Source organism: Thalassococcus arenae (assembly GCF_019104745.1).
GTDB classification, from domain to species: Bacteria; Pseudomonadota; Alphaproteobacteria; order Rhodobacterales; family Rhodobacteraceae; genus Thalassococcus_B; species Thalassococcus_B arenae.
Genome location: NZ_JAHRWL010000001.1, coordinates 1481061 through 1498088, shown reverse-complemented (window position 1 = coordinate 1498088; position 17028 = coordinate 1481061). Strand labels below are relative to the sequence as shown.

The window sequence follows — 17028 nt, the reverse complement described above, 5'->3', positions numbered from 1 at the left end:
TCAGGCGATGGCGCGGGCGTCTCCCGCCCGGGCCATGTCGACGATCACCGCGCCCTTGCGATGCCGTGCCTCGACATAGGCATGGGCAGAAACGATGTCGTCCAGAGCGAAGTGCCGGTCGACGACAGGGCGAAGCTGCCCGTTTGCGACCATCGCAAGCACGGCCCGAAGATCCTCGGCGCTGTCGCCGTTCACGAACAGCTTGATCCGCGGTCCGCGGATCAAGCGCGACAGCACCAGGTGCCACAATTCGCGCCCGCCGAAATTGAGCGGCAGGAACAGCCCGTTCTTGCGCAGTGCGCCGATCATCTTCGGGTAGCGTGTGGCGCCGACCGTATCAAAGACCAGATCATAGGCGTTGCGTGCCGCCCTGATGTCCGTCTTGCGGTAATCGAGCACCGTATCGGCACCCAGGTCACGGACCAGATCGACATTGGCGGCGCTGCACACACCAGTCACCGTCGCCCCCATCGCCTTGGCGATCTGCACGGCATAAACGCCGACGCCACCCGATGCCCCGACGATCAGCACGTCCTGTCCCGGTTTCACACGCGCCACATCGCGCAAAAAGACCAGCGCGGCGACCGCGCCCCAGGGCAAGGCCGCGGCCTCGGCATCGCTCATGCCCGTCGGGATCGGAAGAACAGCGGCATCCTGCGACAGAGCCAGGTATTCGGCATGCGCGCCACCGCCGGTAAAACCGAAGACGCGCTGGCCGATATGGAACCTCGTGACATCTCGCCCGGTCGCCACGATCTCGCCCGCGACCTCGAGGCCGAGGATCGGGTTCTTCGGAGCGACAAGACCGGTCATCAGCCGCCCCGGCAGCCACAGCAAACCCGGAAAGGCCGATGCGCGCAGGCGCCAATCGGCGGTGGTCACCGTGCTGGCACGCACGCGGATCAGGATTTGGTCCGGTGCCGGCGCGGGGGTGGCGACGTCCTTGACCGACACGGATTGGGGCGCCCCGTACCGGGTGTAAATGGCGGCTTTCATGGCATCTCTCCTGCAATGCGGGTGACATACGCCATACGGCGATTCCCGAACATTGACCGAATCTCCAGAGGTGCTATGCAAATCTGCATGGATTGGAGATCGGTGAAATTCGACTGGAACCGGGCTCGCGCCTTTCTGGTGACCGCAGAAGAAGGGTCTTTGTCGGCCGCGGCGCGCGCTCTTGGCATGACCCAGCCCACCTTGGGGCGGCAGGTGGCCGCGCTCGAGGACGAGCTGGGCGTGTCGTTGTTCGAACGCGTCGGGCGCGGGCTGAGCCTGACAGATGCCGGAATGGAATTGCTGAGCCATGTCCGCGCCATGGGCGAAGCGGCTGCAGGCGTCTCGCTGGCCGCCAGCGGGCAGGCGACGTCGGTCGAAGGCCACGTCGCGATCACCGCCTCCGAAATCTACTCGTGGTGGCTGATGCCACGTCTGGTGCGCCTTCTGCGTGACACCGCGCCGGGGGTCACGATCGAAGTGGTCGCGTCGAACGAGATCCGCGATCTCAAGCGCCGAGAAGCCGACATCGCCATACGCAACGCCCGTCCCGACCAGCCCGACCTGATCGGACGCCTGGTGGCCGAAGATCAGGGCGGCTTTTACGGGCATCGCGATTACATCGCCCGCGCGGGCCCGTTCGACACGGCCGAGGATCTGGGTCGTGCCCAGTTCATCGGTTTCGCCGATCAGACGATGTTCATGCAGGCGCTTGTCAAACGCGGGATCCCGGTCACCGCAAGCAGCTTTCCCGTCGCCGCCGGCAACCACATCGTCAACTGGGAAATGGCGCGCGCCGGCCTGGGGCTTGGCGTGGTGCCGCGCGGGCTCGGCGATGCCGACCCCGACATGCAGCGTGTCGAGATCGACATCAAGGAATTCACCTTTCCGGTCTGGCTGGTGGCCCATCGCGAATTGCGCACGTCACCCCGTGTGCGTCTGGTTTTCGACACGCTGGTCGACGCGATCCCCAGGCTGTTGCGCGCATCGTGACGGTGCGACCGGGGGATCAACGCATAAGACTGCCCGCCAGTCGCATCAATGTGATCGCCTCTTGCCGATAGCCATAGGGATCCTCGCCGCGGCCTTGCAAGGCCAGCGCGATCGCATCGCCAAACGACCAGTCACCGATCATCTCGGACCCGCTCAGAATCTGGCCGAACCCGGCGATTGCCATGGCGAAGCGGGCATCCGGCAGCGGTGCGGCATCCGGCAGGATCGGCGTTTCGATCAGCTGCGATGTCTCTGCGCCCGGTGCCTTGTAGCGCAGCCGCAGATAGCCCAGCTCACCACCTTGCCCGGCCCCGGCTTCGGCATAGCGCAAGGGGTCGGTCAGGCGCGCAGGCGACCCGACCGGCGTGATTTCGTAAAGCGCGGTCACCTGGTGGCCGGCGCCGATCTCACCGGCGTCGACGCGATCATTGTTGAAATCCTCGCGCCGCAGCGCCCGGGTCTCGTAGCCCAGAAGGCGGTATTCGGCGACCATGGCGGGGTTCCATTCCACCTGGATCTTCACGTCGTCGGCGATGGGCACCAACGCGCCGGTCAACTGATCCACCAGCACCTTCTGCGCCTCGGCCAGCGTGTCGATATAGGCGGCCATGCCGTTGCCGGTCTGGGCCAGGGCCTGCATCGTCGCATCGTCCAGGTTGCCACGTCCGAAACCCAGCACCGACAGGTAGGTGCCGCTGTCGCGTTCGGTGGCGATGTAGTCCTCCAGCGCGCCGGGGTCGCTGATGCCGATGTTGAAATCGCCATCGGTGGCGAGGATCACCCGGCTGACCTCGCCGTCTTTGGCCATGCCGCGGGCGGTGGCATAGGCCTGCTGTAGCCCTTCCTGTCCCGCTGTCCCGCCACCAGCCGACAGCCGGTCCAGAGCGGCCAGGATCGTGTCGCGGTCGGCGGCGCTGGTGGGCGGAAGGACCTGTCCGGCGCTGCCCGCATAGGTGACGATCGAAACCTCGTCCTGCGCGGTCAGCTCGCCCAGCAACAGGCGAAAGCTTTGCTTGAGCAGAGGCAGCTTGTTCGGCTGGTCCATGCTGCCCGATGTGTCGATCAGGAACACCAGGTTCAGCGGTGGACGTTCGGCGGGCATGGCGCCCTGCAGCCCGATCTGGACGATCCGCGTACCGTCGCGCCAGGGGGTATCGCTCATGCCGACCGAGGTACGGAAGGGCACATCGCCGTCCGGCGCGGGATAGGCATAGGGGAAATAGTTCACCATCTCCTCGATCCGCACGGCGTCGCGCGGCGGCAGAAAGCCGTTGGCGATCGAGTTGCGGATGATCGACCACGACGCGGTGTCGACATCGATCGAGAAGGTCGAAACCGGCTCTTCGATCGTCACCTTCAGGCCGTTTGGTTCGACCTCAGGAAACGCCTCGGTGTCGGCTTCGGCAACGGGCGAACCATGCCGGCGATCCGGCCACAGCCTGGGTTCCGCCGAGGACGTGGAGCCGCTTGGCGCGCCGGCCAGGTCGGACGATTGCAGCACGCTTTCGGCCGGAGCGGCCTTGCGCAGTGTCGCCGTCGGCGCCGGAGCGGGCGACAGGGAAGTGTCTGCCAGCCCGTCATATGCCAGGTCTTCGACGACCACCGATTCCCGGACGGGCGCTTCGGCTTCGGTCACGGCCAGGCCTGGCATCTCCGGTCCGGCATTGCGCAACGCCGGCACCAGCGCGACCATGGCCAGCGCCGCCACCGCCGTTGTCGCGACCAAAGCGCCGCGCGATCCGATTTGTGCAAACATCTGTCCTACTCCTCTGACAAGACCCCAACCGGGGCGATCAGAGGTGGGACGCGCCTGCCTGGCCATTCCTTGGGCCTTGTCGAAATTTTCCATCGCGCGGGCCAGTGTTTCGGCCTTGCGCGTTGCGTCGGGTTTTGGCGCTGCGGCGTCCAGCGCGCGCTTGAGATCGTCGAATTCGTCGGTCATAGCACCGCCTCCTTCATCGCGCGGAGTTTCTTTCGGGCTTCGGAAAGGCGCCAGCTGACCGTGCCTTCGGACACGCCCAGCACCGCGCCGATCTCGGCATGGCTCAGCCCTTCGAGCATCAGAACCAACGTGTCGCGCAACTCGGGCGGGGTCAGCGCGTCCATCGCCAGGCGCAGCCAGTCCAGCCGTTCGGCGTCTTCGGCCTCGGCGGCGCGGCGATCCAGTTCCCATTCGCCCCAGCCGTCGGCGGCTCGGGCATGGCTGGCAAAGCGTCGGCGCCGGTCATGCGCGGCATTGACCGCGATGCGATACAGCCAGGTTGTCAGCCGTGCCTGCCCGCGGAACCCGGCCAGTTTGCCCGGCAATGTGCAACAGATGTCCTGCACCAGGTCTTCGGCTTCTGCCCGGCTTCCGGTCAGACGAAAGGCCAGCCGGAACAGGGGATCATAGATCCTGTCCAGCAACGCGGCAAAGGCGGCGCGGTCGCCCTGCGCCGCGGCCCTGGCCAGCGATTCGTCACTTGCATCCATGCGCATCACACGGGTTGGACGCTGCGCGCGCACGGATCCTTGGCGCGGGGCGAGGATTTTTTCACGTGTCCAGCAGCGTGGCGATCATCCCGCTGTCCGGGTCGCGCAGCGGATCGATCACATCGAAATGATGTCGCCCCGGCGCGACATGGTGACCACAGTTCCAGCGTTTGACCAACCACTGCGCCTGATCGAGGAAGACCGGGCGCTCTTCGGCCCCGACCCAGACCGTGACCGGAATGTCGGGAACGTGCTGCATCATCGGGCTTTCCGCGATGGCTTCGACCTCGTCCAGACGCAGGTCGGCGTTCATCGAGGTGCGGAGGAAAGGGCGCAGATCGGAAAGCGGAGAAATCGGCATCACATGCGCAAAGCGATGCGAGACGTGTTTCGGCACCATCGCCTTTGCCAGCATCCGTGCCACCAGGTGACCACCCGCCGAATGGCCCGCCAACCGGATCGGACCGGCCACCATGTCGGCGGCCAGCGTCACGGCCCGCGCCACTTGCCGGGTGATGTCGCTGATGCGCACGACCGGGCACAGATCGTAGGACGGCATCGCCACCGCCCAGCCGCGCGCCAATGCCCCTTGCGCGAAATGCGACCAGAACGACCGGTCAAAGCGCAGCCAGTACCCGCCGTGAACGAAGATCAGCAGCCCCTCGGGATCATCCTGCGGCAGGAACAGGTCCAGCGCCTGCCGCGGCGACGGCCCATAGATCAGCCCGAGCCGCGCGCGTCCTTCGGCATCCATGTGACCGCGGAAATCCGCCGCCTCTTGCGGCCAACGGGCGAGAAACCCGTCCGCATCCGGGATGTAGGCCGCGTTTGCATAGGCGTCGTCGAGTTCCATGGCTTCCCTCCCCTCCGGGTCTGCAGTATTTCCATAGCAGAAGCTCTGGCTGTCGCCAGACACGCAATTCCCGGAGAGACACGATGCTCGATCAAGCCACCAACCTGGCCAGCCTGCTCAAGGACCCCAGCCTGCTGGAAACCCGCGCCTATGTGAACGGTGCCTGGGTCGAGGGCTCAAAGACATTCGACGTCACCAACCCCGCCCGCGGCGATGTCATCGCGCAGGTCACCGACCTGACCCGCGCCGAGGTCGCCAAGGCGATCGACGCCGCCTGTGCCGCGCAAAAGACCTGGGCCGCGATGACCGGCAAGGAACGCGCCGCGATCCTGCGCAAGTGGTTCGACCTGATGATGGCCAACCAGGACGACCTGGGCACGATCATGACCGCCGAACAGGGCAAGCCGCTGGCCGAGGCCAAGGGCGAGATCGCCTATGGCGCGTCGTTCATCGAATTCTTCGCCGAAGAGGCCAAGCGCATCTACGGTGAAACCATTCCCGGCCACCAGCGCGACAAGCGCATCATGGTGCTGAAACAGCCCGTGGGCGTGGCCGCGTCGATCACGCCCTGGAATTTTCCCAACGCGATGATCACCCGCAAAGCCGGTCCGGCGCTGGCAGCGGGCTGTGCCTTCGTCGCCCGGCCCGCCAAGGAAACGCCGCTGTCGGCCATCGCGCTGGCCGTGTTGGCCGACCGCGCGGGCATCCCGGCGGGCGTGTTCAACGTCGTGCCGTCGTCGTCCAGTTCGGAAATCGGCAAGGAGTTCTGCGAAAATCCCAAGGTGCGCAAGCTGACTTTCACCGGCTCGACCGAAGTGGGCCGCATCCTGCTGAAACAGGCCGCCGACCAGGTGATGAAATGCAGCATGGAACTGGGCGGCAACGCGCCCTTCATCGTCTTCGACGACGCCGACCTGGATGCCGCGGTCGAGGGTGCGATCATCTGCAAGTTCCGCAATAACGGCCAGACCTGCGTCTGCGCGAACCGCATTTATGTTCAGGACGCTGTCTATGACGCATTCGCAGCCAAGCTGGCCGAGAAGGTGGGCAAGATGAAGGTCGGCGACGGGCTGGAAGCCGGGACCGACCTGGGCCCGCTGATCAACGCCGACGCCATCGAGAAGGTGCAGGAACATGTGGCCGACGCGCTGTCCAAGGGCGGCAAGGTCATCCTGGGAGGCGGCCAGCCATTGGAGGGCACGGGCAACTTCCTGCCGCCGACCATCATCACCGGCGCAACCCAGGACATGGCCGTGGCCACGGATGAGACCTTTGGCCCGATGGCACCGCTGTTCCGGTTCAAGGACGAGGACGAGGTCATCGCGATGGCCAATGACACCATCTTCGGCCTGGCATCCTATTTCTACGCCAAGGATCTGAGCCGCGTGTACAAGGTCGCCGAAGCGCTGGAATACGGCATCGTCGGCGTGAACACCGGCATCATCTCGACCGAGGTGGCCCCGTTCGGCGGGGTCAAGCAATCGGGCCTGGGCCGCGAGGGCAGCCATCACGGGATCGAGGATTATCTCGAACTCAAATACATCTGCATGACGGTGTGATGGCCAGCGGCGCGCCCGACGACCCGGACGATTTGCCATCGCAAACCGCGCTGGATGCGTGGGTCGCGGCGGCCCGTACCGGTGCCGGCACGCCCTGGCTTCAGGCCCGCCACGCCGAAACCCTGGCCCGTCACGCGATGGGCCGGGGCCTGGGCATCTCGTTGATGGAGGCGTCGACCCGTCGCTTTACCGAACCGCCGCGCGACACGTCTTGGGAAATCCTCGGCGCCGACCCCCCAGGCGAAAACTGGGACGACCATCGCGACCCCAGCCGCGCCTACACCCTTTTCCTGGCCAAGATCCGCGCGGCGCAACGCGATGGCGTCGTCTTGCAATACAAGATCTGGCTGGCCAAGGCAGACTGAACACCCTGCGCCCCCTTGCCAAACGCCAGTGATCGGCTCTATTCCCAACAGGGGCCGACGATGGCGTCGTCACCTATCAGCCCCCATCCGTCCTGAACGCCGGGACCTTGCTTTGCCGATGCGGTAGGGGAAGGGGCCTTGGCCGACCCTCCGCGAAAAGGAGGGTTTCAATGGAACGTCCCCAGTTTCACCGCTTTCACCAGGGTCAAAGGATCCTGCCATTTGACGCATCCGAATACGAGGCACGGTTGCGCGGTCTGCGCGCGATCCTCGCCGAGCAGGGGCTGGACGCCTGTGTCCTGACCTCGATGCACAATGTCGCCTACTACTCGGGTTTTCTCTACTGCGCCTTCGGGCGGCCCTATGCCTGTGTCGTTACGGCCGGCGACTGCGTCACCATCAGCGCCGGGATCGACGCGGCGCAGCCCTGGCGGCGGTCGGCCGGCGATGCGATCACCTATACCGACTGGCAGCGCAACAATTACTGGCGCGCGATCCTCTCGGTCACCGGAAAGGGCAGGGCGATCGGATACGAGGGCGACCACCTGACCCTGGCGCAAAGCGCGTTTATGGCCGAGTTTCTGTCGCCGGTTCGCAGCGTCGATATCGCGCCGGCGACGATGCGCCAGAGGATGCACAAATCGCCGGCCGAGATCGCCCTGATCCGCCAAGGCGCGCAGGTGGCCGATATCGGCGGCTTTGCGATCCGCGACGCGATCGAACCGGGCGCCCGCGAGATCGACATCGCCATGGCCGGGCGCGACGCGATGGAATTGGAGATCGCCAGGCGCTTTCCCGATGCCGAGTATCGCGACACCTGGGTCTGGTTCCAGTCCGGCATCAACACCGATGGCGCCCATAACCCCGTCACCAGCCGCATGCTGTCGCGCGGTGACATCCTGTCGCTGAACACCTTCCCGATGATCTCGGGGTATTACACGGCGCTGGAACGCACGCTTTTCCTGGACGATGTCGACCCGGCCTCGCTGGCGATCTGGCAGGCCAACGTGGCGGCGCACGAATTGGGGATCGGTCTGCTGAAACCCGGTGCGACCTGCGCCGAGATCACCGCGCGGATCAACGATTTTCTTGCCGATCGAGACCTGCTGCAATACCGGACCTTCGGTTATGGCCACAGTTTCGGCATCCTGTCGCACTACTACGGCCGCGAGGCCGGGCTGGAGCTGCGCGAGGATATCGACACCGTCCTCGAACCGGGCATGGTCATCTCGATGGAGCCGATGCTGACGATCCCCGAGGGACGGCCCGGCGCCGGCGGTTACCGCGAACACGACATCCTGATCATCACCGCGGACGGCAACGAGAACATCACCGGCTACCCCTACGGCCCGGAATTCAACGTGGTGGGCTAGCCGGGCTTGTGCGGACGGGCCGCTTTGTGCCATGCCCGCCCGCACCCCCTTGGCCGGAGACCGCGCCCCGTGCTGACCCAGCTTGCCCTGCCGACCCTTGTCCTGATGGCGCTCGCCCTCGCCGTTCCGCGGCTGGGCGAAAGGCTGGTTCCCGAAACGCTGGTTGGGCTGGTCGCGCTCGGTATCGGTTCGGCTATCATGCTGTGGCTGCTCTCGGCGGCAGGATTTGCGCTGTCCTATCTCTGGCGCTCGCCCGAGGTTGCGGATTTGCTGGGCGTCCTGCCCGGCTCTGGCGCGCGGCATTTCCTGGTTCTGGGCCTGAAGGCGGGGCTGATCTGGGGCCCGGTGCTGATCCTGGCGGTCTCGACCGCGCCGCGACGCTGGAAAACCGAACGCTGGTGACGTCGCGGTTGATTTTCCCGCTCCGAGACGTCACCTGATGCAAGAGGAGGGTGTCGAGATGCTGGCCCTGGCGCGTCTGTTGGTTATCGGGTTTGTCGTGCTGACGGTGATCTACGTATCGCTGTCGCTCTATTCCCGTGCCGTGCGCCGCGCCAAGCTGGAAAGCCGATGGCACGACGAAGGCCGCGAGGGCGAGATGGAGGAATTCGTGCGCGAAGGGCTGAAGGATTACGACCAGTCGCTGCGCCGCAAATTGATCCTGGGCGTCTACATCGTGCCCACCGGGCTTATACTGCTCATCCTCTACCTGACCAATTTCACCTGAGGGCCCGCCGATGAGATACGTGAAATGGACGCTGATCGCGCTGTTCTGGTTGTTCGTGGCGGCGTTCCTGCACTACACGCTGCCACAGACCGATATCGCGCGGATCACCGACACCTACGAAAAGCGCATAGACCCGGGTGAAAACCGCTGGTTCTGGGCGCAGGCCGATGTCGGCAGCGACATCAACGCCGCCAACCGCGACGTGTTCTTCATCCAGACCCGCCGCGCCAAGGGCGACGTGATGGTCTATCGCAACGAAGACACCGGCTGGAGCTGGCCACCCTATTTCAAGTTCGATACATCGAACCTGCAGGCCGAAGCGGCGGATCTGAAATCCGTCGCCGGCGACCCGCAATGGGTGGCGATCAAGCATTACGGCTGGCGCAACGAGTTCATCTCGATCTTTCCCAATGCCGTGTCGATCCGCCCCGTCGCGGGGCCGGACGTGCGCATCATCCCCTGGACCAGCATCGTGATCCTGGTGTTGCTCGCGGCGACCTTCTGGGCGATCTGGGTACGCTGGAGACGGTTCCGCGCGCGCCGTATCGACCCCGCTCTGGAACAGATCGAGGACAGCATCGCCGACGGCACCGACAGCATCCGGCGGCGATTCGGGCGCTGAGCCGGATCTTCTTCTCTTTCTGAAATACGCAATTCCCGCCGGTCGGAGCAATCCGGCCATCGGGCGATCGGTGAGACCGTCGGGTTTGCGTATTTGGAAAAGAGAAGAAGCGCGGAGTCGCTAGATGCCGATACCGTCGATCACCCCGCCCATCTGGCGATAGAGATCGCCGTAGTCCAGGCAGACCCAGTTCTCGCATATCTGCCGCCCGTCGCAGCGGTAGAAATCCATCACCCGCAGGGTCAGCGCCCGCCCATCGGCCTCGAGCCCCAGATAGTCGCCCTGCCAGGTCATGGTCATCGACGGCCAGCCCGAGATGGCCGCGTAGTTGCCGTCGCCAAAGCGGCAGTAATGGTTGCCGCCCCTGCGATCCGGAAAGGCGTTCAGGAACGACGCGCGATGGTCCTGAACGAAGCCGTCCCACCGGAAATTCGAACCGATCCCGGCGGGGCCGTACCACATCATGTCCTCGTGCCAGTAGCCGTCGGTGCCGGTCTGGCCCTTGGACGCGCCGGTCTTGGGGTCGTAGACATGCAGATCGGCGATCATGCCGTTGATGATCCCGATGGTTGCGTCGCCATTGCCGATCGTCGGCAGCAGCCCGTCCTGGGTGGCCGGTGCGGGAAAGGCCAACTCGGTCCCGATCCGGGGGAATGGCATCCGGCCGCATTGCCGCAACAGGTCGGGCAGGTCGAAGATGATCTTGATCTCGGCGATCCGACCGTTTTCGACCCGATAGAATTCGCCGGCGCGCAGAAAGGCCAGATGCGTCGAAGGCGCGATGCCCCAGAGCGGCGCCGTGAACGTTCCGACATAGTGGGTGACGCATGCGCACCAGGTGCCCCCCGTCTCGCGGATGTTCCGACCGCCGATGAACAGCAGATCGCGGCGGTGCAACCCGGTGAACGCCGCGCGCAACGGCGCGATGAAGCGGTCGAGAATCGCCTGCCGCCCCTCGACGCGATTCAGCGGCCAGGCGAGGTCGGCAAAGGCGCGATCAGCCAGCACTCCGGCATCGCCGTGACGCCATAACCGGTCGAGTCCCAACCGGATTTCCGAACGAAAATCGATCATCAGCAACCCTCGCGCCCCCTGCCCTGAAAAAAGTCTTGGCAAAGGATGCATCTGCCGTCTAGCTTTTTTGCAAACGTGTGCAATACCGGGCCAGGCCGGTTCCGAAGGGGGATGCATGGCCGAAATCCAGCTGCGCAACCTGTCCAAACGCTGGGGCAATTTCGTGGGTGTCGACAAGTTCGACCTGACGATTGCCGACCGCGAATTCCTGGTGCTGCTGGGGCCGTCGGGCTGCGGCAAGACCACGACGATGCGGATGATCGCCGGGCTGGAAACCGCGACCGAGGGCGACATCCTGATCGACGGCAAACGGGTCAACGATCTGGAACCCAAGGACCGCGATATCTCGATGGTGTTCCAGTCCTACGGGCTGTACCCGAACATGAACGTGTTCGAGAACATCCGCTTTCCGCTGAAGGTGCGCAAGATCGACCCGGCCACCCACAAGGACCGCGTGATGCGCGCCGCCGAGATGGTCGAGCTGGAGCCGTTCCTGCACCGCAAGCCCGCGGAATTGTCGGGCGGCCAACGCCAGCGCGTGGCCCTGGCCCGCGCCATCGTGCGCGAACCCAACGCCTTTCTGATGGACGAACCGCTGTCGAACCTGGACGCCAAGCTGCGTGTGTCGACGCGGGCGCAGATCAAGAACCTCAGCCATGAACTCAAGGTGACCACCGTCTACGTCACCCACGACCAGATCGAGGCGATGACGCTGGCCGACCGGGTTGTGGTGATGGAAAAGGGCGTGATCCAGCAGGTCGGCAGCCCGACCGAGATCTACGACCGGCCGGCCAACACCTTTGTCGCCAGCTTCATCGGCAACCCGGCGATGAACCTGATCGATGGTGAAATCCAGGACGGCACCTTTCGCTGTGCCCGGACGGAAATCGCCAGCCTGACCGGTGCCAACGGGCCGGTCACGCTGGGCTTTCGCGCCGAGGACGCGCAGGTCGTCGAAAGCGGCGGCCAGATCACCGCGCCGGTCTACACGATGGAACTGCTCGGCGACGCGTCGATGATCAGCGTCCGCATCGGCGGCGCACTGGTCAGCGTCAAGGCACACAAGGATTTCCGCATCGAGATCGACGAACCGGTCTCGATCGCCGTTCCTTCCGAGATTTGCCACCTGTTCGACAGAAAGACCGGGGCACGCATCGGGGCATAGCCCCGAAGACAAGAAAGGCGTCGGCAACGACGCAATAACAACCAGGGAGACTCAAGACCATGACCATCAGAACCTTAGCCATCGCCGGCGCCTTTGCCCTGACGGGTGGAGCGGCCATGGCCGATTGCGGCATTTCCGGCGGCAACATTTCGATTCTGGCCAACGATTTCCCGGCGCTTCACGCCGTGGTCAATGCGGCCGAAACCTGTGCCGGCGAGGCCGCGAGCTTCAACAAGAACCACAACAAGGATCACAAGGACCTGATGGTCGCAGCGCTGACGCCGAACCCTGCGGAATACAGCTCGGTCATCGTGGCGAATTCATCCCTGGTCACGCTGATGAATGACGGTCTGGTGCGGCCGCTGGACGATCTGGTGGCCAAACACGGGCAGCAGCTGAACAAGAGCCAGTTGATCACCATCGACGGCAAGGTGATGGCGGTGGCGTTCATGGCCAATGCGCAGCACCTGTACGCCCGCAGCGACATCCTCGAACAGGTCGGCAAGCCGGTGCCCACTACCTATGAAGAGGTGCTCGAGACCGCGCAGGCGATCCGCGATGCCGGGATCATGGAATATCCGTTCGCGTTGAACACCAAGGCCGGATGGAACCTGGGCGAGGAATTCGTGAACATGTACATGGGCACGGGCGCCGATTTCTTCAAACCCGGCACCGCCGAGGTCGCCATCAACAACGAGAACGGCGTCAAGACGCTGGAGATGCTCAAGGCGCTGGTCGAGTTTTCCAACCCCGATTTCCTGACCTACGATTCCAACGCGACCCAGGCAGAATGGGAAGCGGGCAACCTGGCGCTGGCAACGCTGTGGGGATCGCGCGGCGCGGCGATCCTGGACGCCGAAGGGTCGACGGACGAGATCACGTCCAACACCGTTCTGGCCGCGGCGCCCACATGGGGCGGCGGCACCCGCCCGGCCTCGACGCTGTGGTGGGACGGTCTCACCATTTCCACCAACGTGTCCGATGAAGACGCCGAAGCGACCTTCATCGCTTTGATGAAGGGCGCGTCGACCGAGACGGTCAAGGCCAACAACGACGCCGCCGTCTGGCTGATCGACGGCTACGAACCCGGCCCGGCCTCGGCCGGCGTGGCCGCCACCGCGCAAGCCGGTGCTGCACCCTACCCGATGGTGCCCTTCATGGGCGCGCTGCACACCGCGCTCGGCGACGAACTGGCCGATTTCCTGCAGGGCAAGGAAAGCGCCGAACAGGCACTGGCCGATGTCGAAGCGGCCTACACCACCGCGGCCAAGGAACAGGGTTTCCTGCAGTAAACGACAACCGTGCCGGGCGCCCGCCAGGCGCCCGGCCATTCCCCGCAAGCGACCCGGATCGATGAAACACCGCACCTTCTTTTGGTTCATCCTGCCGTCACTGACGGCGATGGTGCTGTTCATCGCGTTGCCCATCGTGTCGGTGGTCATCCAGTCGCTGCATGTCGAACACGAACAGGTGCTGATCGAGGTGGAAAACTGCGGCCCTTTCGGCTGCACCACGGAAACCCAGGTCGACGCCGAGGCAACGGCCAAGCTGAAAGAAGCCGCCCCCCTGGGCCGCTTCAACGGGTTGGGCACCTATGTCAACCGCTCGCACCTGGCCACCAGCGAAGTCGCCCAGGCCTGGCGCAGCAGCGACGGGATCGGCGAGTTTCTGGGCGCGCTGATGAACCTGCCTTTCTACGCCGCACTTGCCTTTACCCTGTCCTACACGTTCATCGTGACGCCGCTGGTGCTGATCCTGGGATTCATGATCGCGCTTGGTGTCAATTCCCTGCCGCGCATTCTCAAGGGTCCGACGATCTTCGTGTCGCTGCTGCCGATGATGGTCACGCCGCTGGTCGGGTCGCTGATCCTGTTCTGGATGATCGATGCACGCGGTATCCTGGGCGCCGGTCTGCAGAACCTGGTCGGCGATCCCAACCTGTCGCTCAAGGCATCGCAGACGCTGACCTGGATCACGCTGTTCGTCTACGGTGTCTGGCACTCGGCGCCGTTCGCCTTCATCGTCTTTTACGCCGGGTTGCAAACCGTGCCCGAGGATGCGACCGAAGCGGCGATGATCGACGGTGCCACACGCTGGCAGCGGACCTGGCACATCACCCTGCCGCACCTCATGCCGCTGACGGTTTTCATCACGCTGATCCAGCTGATGGACAATTTCCGCGTCTTCGAGCCGATCGTCGGCTTCTCGGCCGAGGCCAACGCCACCTCGCTCAGCTGGATCATCTACAACGACCTCGCGCAGGAGAACAAACTCTTCGGTTCGGCCGCCGCCACATCGGTGATGACGATCCTCGGCGTTGCGATCCTGCTGACACCGGTGCTGATCCGCACTTGGCGCGACTTCAATCGAAAGAGCGTGTGACATGGCCGCCCAGACGAAACGCTCGCCCTCGCTGGTCGTGATTTCCACGGCCTTCGTCACCGTCTGGCTGATCTGCGCCGGTTTTCCGTTCGTCTGGACCTTGTGGGGCAGCTTCAAGGTGCAGGGCGATTTCTTTTCAAGAGCCGACTGGACCTATGCCCTGCAAGGCATCCGCACGCAGATCGAAACCGGCAGCGCCTTTACCGGGCGCGGCTACTGGGGTGCCTTTGTCGAACAGGAATTCTGGCGCGCCGCGCTCAACACACTGATCGTCGTGGTCAGCGTCGTGGTGATCTCGCTGACCTTCGGAACCCTTGGTGGCTATGCGCTTGCGCGCTCCGGCTTTCGCTATGCGTTCTACATCCTCATGGCGGCGCTGATCTTTCGCGCCATGCCGCATATCACGCTGGTCTCGGGCTATCTGCTGCCGTTCTTCGAGTGGAATCTTTGGGGGCACCTGCCCACGGCGATCATCGTCATGGTGGCGATCAACCAGCCCTTCACGCTGTGGATGTTGCATTCGTTCTTTCTGAACATCCCCAAGGATCTGGACGAAAGCGCCATGGTCGACGGGTGCACACGGTTCCAGGCCTTTCGTCACGTCATCATCCCGGTGATGTGGCCCGGCGTTATCACGACCGGGCTGTTCAGCTTTCTGCTGGCCTATAACGATTTCACCGTGACGGCGACGCTGCTCAGCCAGGAAAACCAGACGATGGTGCCCAAGATCGCCAGTTTCCTTGGCACGACGCAGGTCGAAGGCAACGTGATGTTCGCCGTCGCCGCCGTCGTGTCCGCCACGGCGCCCTTGTTCGTGCTGGTCCTGTTCTTCCAGAGGCAGATCGTCTCGGGTCTGACCGCCGGCGCCGTGAAGGGCTAGGCGATGGCCAGTCGTTTCCCGGCCAAGCCTCCGAACCGGTCGCACCCCCACAGGAGACCGTCATGAAAGGTGCCCGCCCCGAACAGGCAGTGCTGACCCGCGATACCGACCTGTCAAAAACCGCCGAGACCCGCGCGGTGATCGAAGGTATGGTTGATGGTCTGAACGACCATCGCATCGGAGATATCGGCGCGTTCTTCGCCCAAAGCTTTCGCTGGATGGGCAATGCCGGCTGTGGCACGAAAAACGGTTTGCGGGAATTCCAGGAAAACTGGCAAAAGCCCTTTCAGGCGGCGTTCCACGACAAGGTCTGCATCGACGAGGCGCGGCTTTACATGGGCGAATGGGCCGCTGCCTTCGGCCGGCAGGAGGCCACGCACGGTGGGCCCTTCATGGGCATTGCGCCTACAGGCAAACGCGTGGAAATTCGCTACATGGATTTCTGGAAGGTCGAGAACGGCAAGATCACGGACAACTGGGTTATGGTCGATTTTCCGCATGTGCTGGCCCAACTGGGCGTCGACGTCTTCAACGGCGAAGGCTGGGAAGCCTTCGACCGTGGCGAAAAAACGCCGCCCGCACCATGAGCCGGGTGACCGCCCTCGACGTCGCGCGCCGCGCCGGCGTCAGCCGGTCCGCCGTCAGTCGCACCTTCACACCCGGAGCATCCGTGGCGCCGACCACCGCCGACAAGGTGCGCGAGGCCGCGACCGAACTGGGCTACCGCCCCAACGTGCTGGCGCGCGCCATGCTGACCGGGCAGTCGCGCATCATCGGGCTGGTGGTCGGCTATCTGGACAACCAGTTCTACCCTCAGGCCTTGCAGCAACTGTCAGCGGCACTGGACAGCGAGGGCTACCACGTCCTGGTCTTTTTGGCCACGAACGTGGATCGCACGGTGGACGAGATCGTCGAGGACATCCTGGCCTACCAGGTCGACGGGCTGGTGCTGGCTTCGGTCGCGCTCAGTTCCGATCTTGCGCAGCGATGTCGCGCGTCGGGCGTGCCGGTGGTGCTGTTCAATCGCCGCCAGGGGGTGGACAACGAATTGGCCGTCGTGTCGGAAAACCGCCGGGGCGGGCAGTTGGCGGCTGAACACCTGCTTTCACTTGGACGCCGCCGGATCGGCTATGTCGCCGGGTGGGAAGGGGCATCGACCCAGATCGAACGCGAAGCCGGGTTCGTCGAAACGCTGCGTGCCGCCGGTCTGGACCTGTACGCCCGCGGCGTCGGCAATTTCCACCGCGATCAGGCCTGCACTGCAACGCGGCAGATGTTCGACCGGCCCGACCCGCCCGATGCGGTATTCGTGGGCAACGATCACATGGCCTTTGCGGTCATGGACGTGCTGCGCAGCGAACTTGGTCTGCGCGTGCCACAGGATGTGGCGGTGATCGGCTTCGACGACGTTCCAGAAGCGTCCTGGGCGGGCTATGACCTGACAACGATCCGGCAGGACAGCGCCGCCATGGTGGACGCGACCGTCGCCGCGCTGCTGGGCGAAACCGATCCCGCGGGCACGATCGAGATCCCGGTCGAGCTGATCGTCCGCAGCTCGACACGCGGCTGA

General features: G+C 64.5%; 18 protein-coding genes. 13 read left to right on the top strand and 5 right to left on the bottom strand.

Going from position 1 to position 17028, the window contains the following annotated elements:
• Entirely contained in the window at positions 1–996 is a 996-nt protein-coding gene (locus KUH32_RS07350) for an NAD(P)-dependent alcohol dehydrogenase (RefSeq protein ID WP_217777384.1), read from the bottom strand.
• Positions 997–1083: 87 nt separating this feature from the next.
• Between KUH32_RS07350 and KUH32_RS07345 the strand changes: the two genes are divergently transcribed.
• Positions 1084–1986 (top strand): LysR family transcriptional regulator, encoded by a 903-nt coding sequence (locus KUH32_RS07345; protein ID WP_217777383.1) that lies wholly within the window; start codon positions 1084–1086, stop codon positions 1984–1986.
• Positions 1987–2002: 16 nt separating this feature from the next.
• Here KUH32_RS07345 and KUH32_RS07340 read toward each other — a convergent pair whose 3' ends face one another.
• The 3 genes from KUH32_RS07340 to KUH32_RS07330 all read right to left on the bottom strand — a co-directional run bounded on the left by KUH32_RS07340 (position 2003) and on the right by KUH32_RS07330 (position 5311).
• Positions 2003–3928 (bottom strand): vWA domain-containing protein, encoded by a 1926-nt coding sequence (locus KUH32_RS07340; protein ID WP_217777382.1) that lies wholly within the window; start codon positions 3926–3928, stop codon positions 2003–2005.
• Positions 3925–4458: an RNA polymerase sigma factor gene (locus tag KUH32_RS07335; protein WP_217777381.1), complete on the bottom strand. Its 534-nt coding sequence runs from the start codon at positions 4456–4458 to the stop codon at positions 3925–3927. The genes KUH32_RS07340 and KUH32_RS07335 overlap by 4 nt, the downstream gene beginning before the upstream one ends.
• 61 nt (positions 4459–4519) lie before the next feature.
• Positions 4520–5311: an alpha/beta hydrolase gene (locus KUH32_RS07330; protein WP_217777380.1), complete on the bottom strand. Its 792-nt coding sequence runs from the start codon at positions 5309–5311 to the stop codon at positions 4520–4522.
• An 83-nt stretch (positions 5312–5394) separates the two neighbouring features.
• Between KUH32_RS07330 and KUH32_RS07325 the strand changes: the two genes are divergently transcribed.
• The 6 genes from KUH32_RS07325 to KUH32_RS07300 all read left to right on the top strand — a co-directional run bounded on the left by KUH32_RS07325 (position 5395) and on the right by KUH32_RS07300 (position 9957).
• Positions 5395–6870, top strand: coding sequence for an NAD-dependent succinate-semialdehyde dehydrogenase (locus KUH32_RS07325; RefSeq protein ID WP_217777379.1), 1476 nt, complete (start codon positions 5395–5397; stop codon positions 6868–6870).
• A complete protein-coding gene (locus KUH32_RS07320; RefSeq protein ID WP_217777378.1) occupies positions 6870–7235 on the top strand; it encodes a hypothetical protein in 366 nt (121 codons plus the stop codon). Before KUH32_RS07325 ends, KUH32_RS07320 begins: the two co-directional genes overlap by 1 nt.
• 170 nt (positions 7236–7405) lie before the next feature.
• Entirely contained in the window at positions 7406–8608 is a 1203-nt protein-coding gene (locus tag KUH32_RS07315) for an aminopeptidase P family protein (protein WP_217777377.1), read from the top strand.
• 69 nt (positions 8609–8677) lie between these two features.
• On the top strand, positions 8678–9010 hold the full coding sequence (locus tag KUH32_RS07310) for a hypothetical protein (RefSeq protein ID WP_217777376.1): 333 nt from the start codon (positions 8678–8680) through the stop codon (positions 9008–9010).
• Positions 9011–9068: 58 nt separating this feature from the next.
• Entirely contained in the window at positions 9069–9335 is a 267-nt protein-coding gene (locus tag KUH32_RS07305; RefSeq protein WP_217778353.1) for a hypothetical protein, read from the top strand.
• A gap of 10 nt (positions 9336–9345) precedes the next feature.
• Complete coding sequence (locus KUH32_RS07300; RefSeq protein ID WP_217777375.1) at positions 9346–9957, top strand: DUF1523 family protein; 612 nt, start codon at positions 9346–9348, stop codon at positions 9955–9957.
• 120 nt (positions 9958–10077) lie between these two features.
• Here the strand turns inward: KUH32_RS07300 and KUH32_RS07295 are convergent, their stop codons facing one another.
• On the bottom strand, positions 10078–11031 hold the full coding sequence (locus tag KUH32_RS07295) for a nuclear transport factor 2 family protein (protein ID WP_217777374.1): 954 nt from the start codon (positions 11029–11031) through the stop codon (positions 10078–10080).
• A gap of 115 nt (positions 11032–11146) precedes the next feature.
• Between KUH32_RS07295 and KUH32_RS07290 the strand changes: the two genes are divergently transcribed.
• The 6 genes from KUH32_RS07290 (at position 11147) to KUH32_RS07265 (ending at position 17028) form a co-directional block, all read left to right on the top strand.
• A complete protein-coding gene (locus KUH32_RS07290; protein WP_217777373.1) occupies positions 11147–12196 on the top strand; it encodes an ABC transporter ATP-binding protein in 1050 nt (349 codons plus the stop codon).
• A gap of 59 nt (positions 12197–12255) precedes the next feature.
• On the top strand, positions 12256–13488 hold the full coding sequence (locus KUH32_RS07285; protein WP_217777372.1) for an ABC transporter substrate-binding protein: 1233 nt from the start codon (positions 12256–12258) through the stop codon (positions 13486–13488).
• Between the two features lie 61 nt (positions 13489–13549).
• Positions 13550–14578 (top strand): carbohydrate ABC transporter permease, encoded by a 1029-nt coding sequence (locus tag KUH32_RS07280; protein ID WP_217777371.1) that lies wholly within the window; start codon positions 13550–13552, stop codon positions 14576–14578.
• A gap of 1 nt (position 14579) precedes the next feature.
• Complete coding sequence (locus KUH32_RS07275; RefSeq protein WP_217777370.1) at positions 14580–15458, top strand: carbohydrate ABC transporter permease; 879 nt, start codon at positions 14580–14582, stop codon at positions 15456–15458.
• Positions 15459–15520: 62 nt separating this feature from the next.
• A complete protein-coding gene (locus KUH32_RS07270; protein WP_217777369.1) occupies positions 15521–16045 on the top strand; it encodes an ester cyclase in 525 nt (174 codons plus the stop codon).
• Complete coding sequence (locus KUH32_RS07265) at positions 16042–17028, top strand: LacI family DNA-binding transcriptional regulator (protein ID WP_217777368.1); 987 nt, start codon at positions 16042–16044, stop codon at positions 17026–17028. The genes KUH32_RS07270 and KUH32_RS07265 overlap by 4 nt, the downstream gene beginning before the upstream one ends.

What these genes read in the sequence shown, in the direction of transcription:
- KUH32_RS07350 (WP_217777384.1), bottom strand. Translation starts at nt 996, where the DNA reads ATGAAAGCCGCCATTTACACCCGGTACGGGGCGCCCCAATCCGTGTCG.
- KUH32_RS07345 (WP_217777383.1), top strand. Translation starts at nt 1,084, where the DNA reads ATGGATTGGAGATCGGTGAAATTCGACTGGAACCGGGCTCGCGCCTTT.
- KUH32_RS07340 (WP_217777382.1), bottom strand. Translation starts at nt 3,928, where the DNA reads ATGACCGACGAATTCGACGATCTCAAGCGCGCGCTGGACGCCGCAGCG.
- KUH32_RS07335 (WP_217777381.1), bottom strand. Translation starts at nt 4,458, where the DNA reads ATGGATGCAAGTGACGAATCGCTGGCCAGGGCCGCGGCGCAGGGCGAC.
- KUH32_RS07330 (WP_217777380.1), bottom strand. Translation starts at nt 5,311, where the DNA reads ATGGAACTCGACGACGCCTATGCAAACGCGGCCTACATCCCGGATGCG.
- KUH32_RS07325 (WP_217777379.1), top strand. Translation starts at nt 5,395, where the DNA reads ATGCTCGATCAAGCCACCAACCTGGCCAGCCTGCTCAAGGACCCCAGC.
- KUH32_RS07320 (WP_217777378.1), top strand. Translation starts at nt 6,870, where the DNA reads ATGGCCAGCGGCGCGCCCGACGACCCGGACGATTTGCCATCGCAAACC.
- KUH32_RS07315 (WP_217777377.1), top strand. Translation starts at nt 7,406, where the DNA reads ATGGAACGTCCCCAGTTTCACCGCTTTCACCAGGGTCAAAGGATCCTG.
- KUH32_RS07305 (WP_217778353.1), top strand. Translation starts at nt 9,069, where the DNA reads ATGCTGGCCCTGGCGCGTCTGTTGGTTATCGGGTTTGTCGTGCTGACG.
- KUH32_RS07300 (WP_217777375.1), top strand. Translation starts at nt 9,346, where the DNA reads ATGAGATACGTGAAATGGACGCTGATCGCGCTGTTCTGGTTGTTCGTG.
- KUH32_RS07295 (WP_217777374.1), bottom strand. Translation starts at nt 11,031, where the DNA reads ATGATCGATTTTCGTTCGGAAATCCGGTTGGGACTCGACCGGTTATGG.
- KUH32_RS07290 (WP_217777373.1), top strand. Translation starts at nt 11,147, where the DNA reads ATGGCCGAAATCCAGCTGCGCAACCTGTCCAAACGCTGGGGCAATTTC.
- KUH32_RS07285 (WP_217777372.1), top strand. Translation starts at nt 12,256, where the DNA reads ATGACCATCAGAACCTTAGCCATCGCCGGCGCCTTTGCCCTGACGGGT.
- KUH32_RS07280 (WP_217777371.1), top strand. Translation starts at nt 13,550, where the DNA reads ATGAAACACCGCACCTTCTTTTGGTTCATCCTGCCGTCACTGACGGCG.
- KUH32_RS07275 (WP_217777370.1), top strand. Translation starts at nt 14,580, where the DNA reads ATGGCCGCCCAGACGAAACGCTCGCCCTCGCTGGTCGTGATTTCCACG.
- KUH32_RS07270 (WP_217777369.1), top strand. Translation starts at nt 15,521, where the DNA reads ATGAAAGGTGCCCGCCCCGAACAGGCAGTGCTGACCCGCGATACCGAC.
- KUH32_RS07265 (WP_217777368.1), top strand. Translation starts at nt 16,042, where the DNA reads ATGAGCCGGGTGACCGCCCTCGACGTCGCGCGCCGCGCCGGCGTCAGC.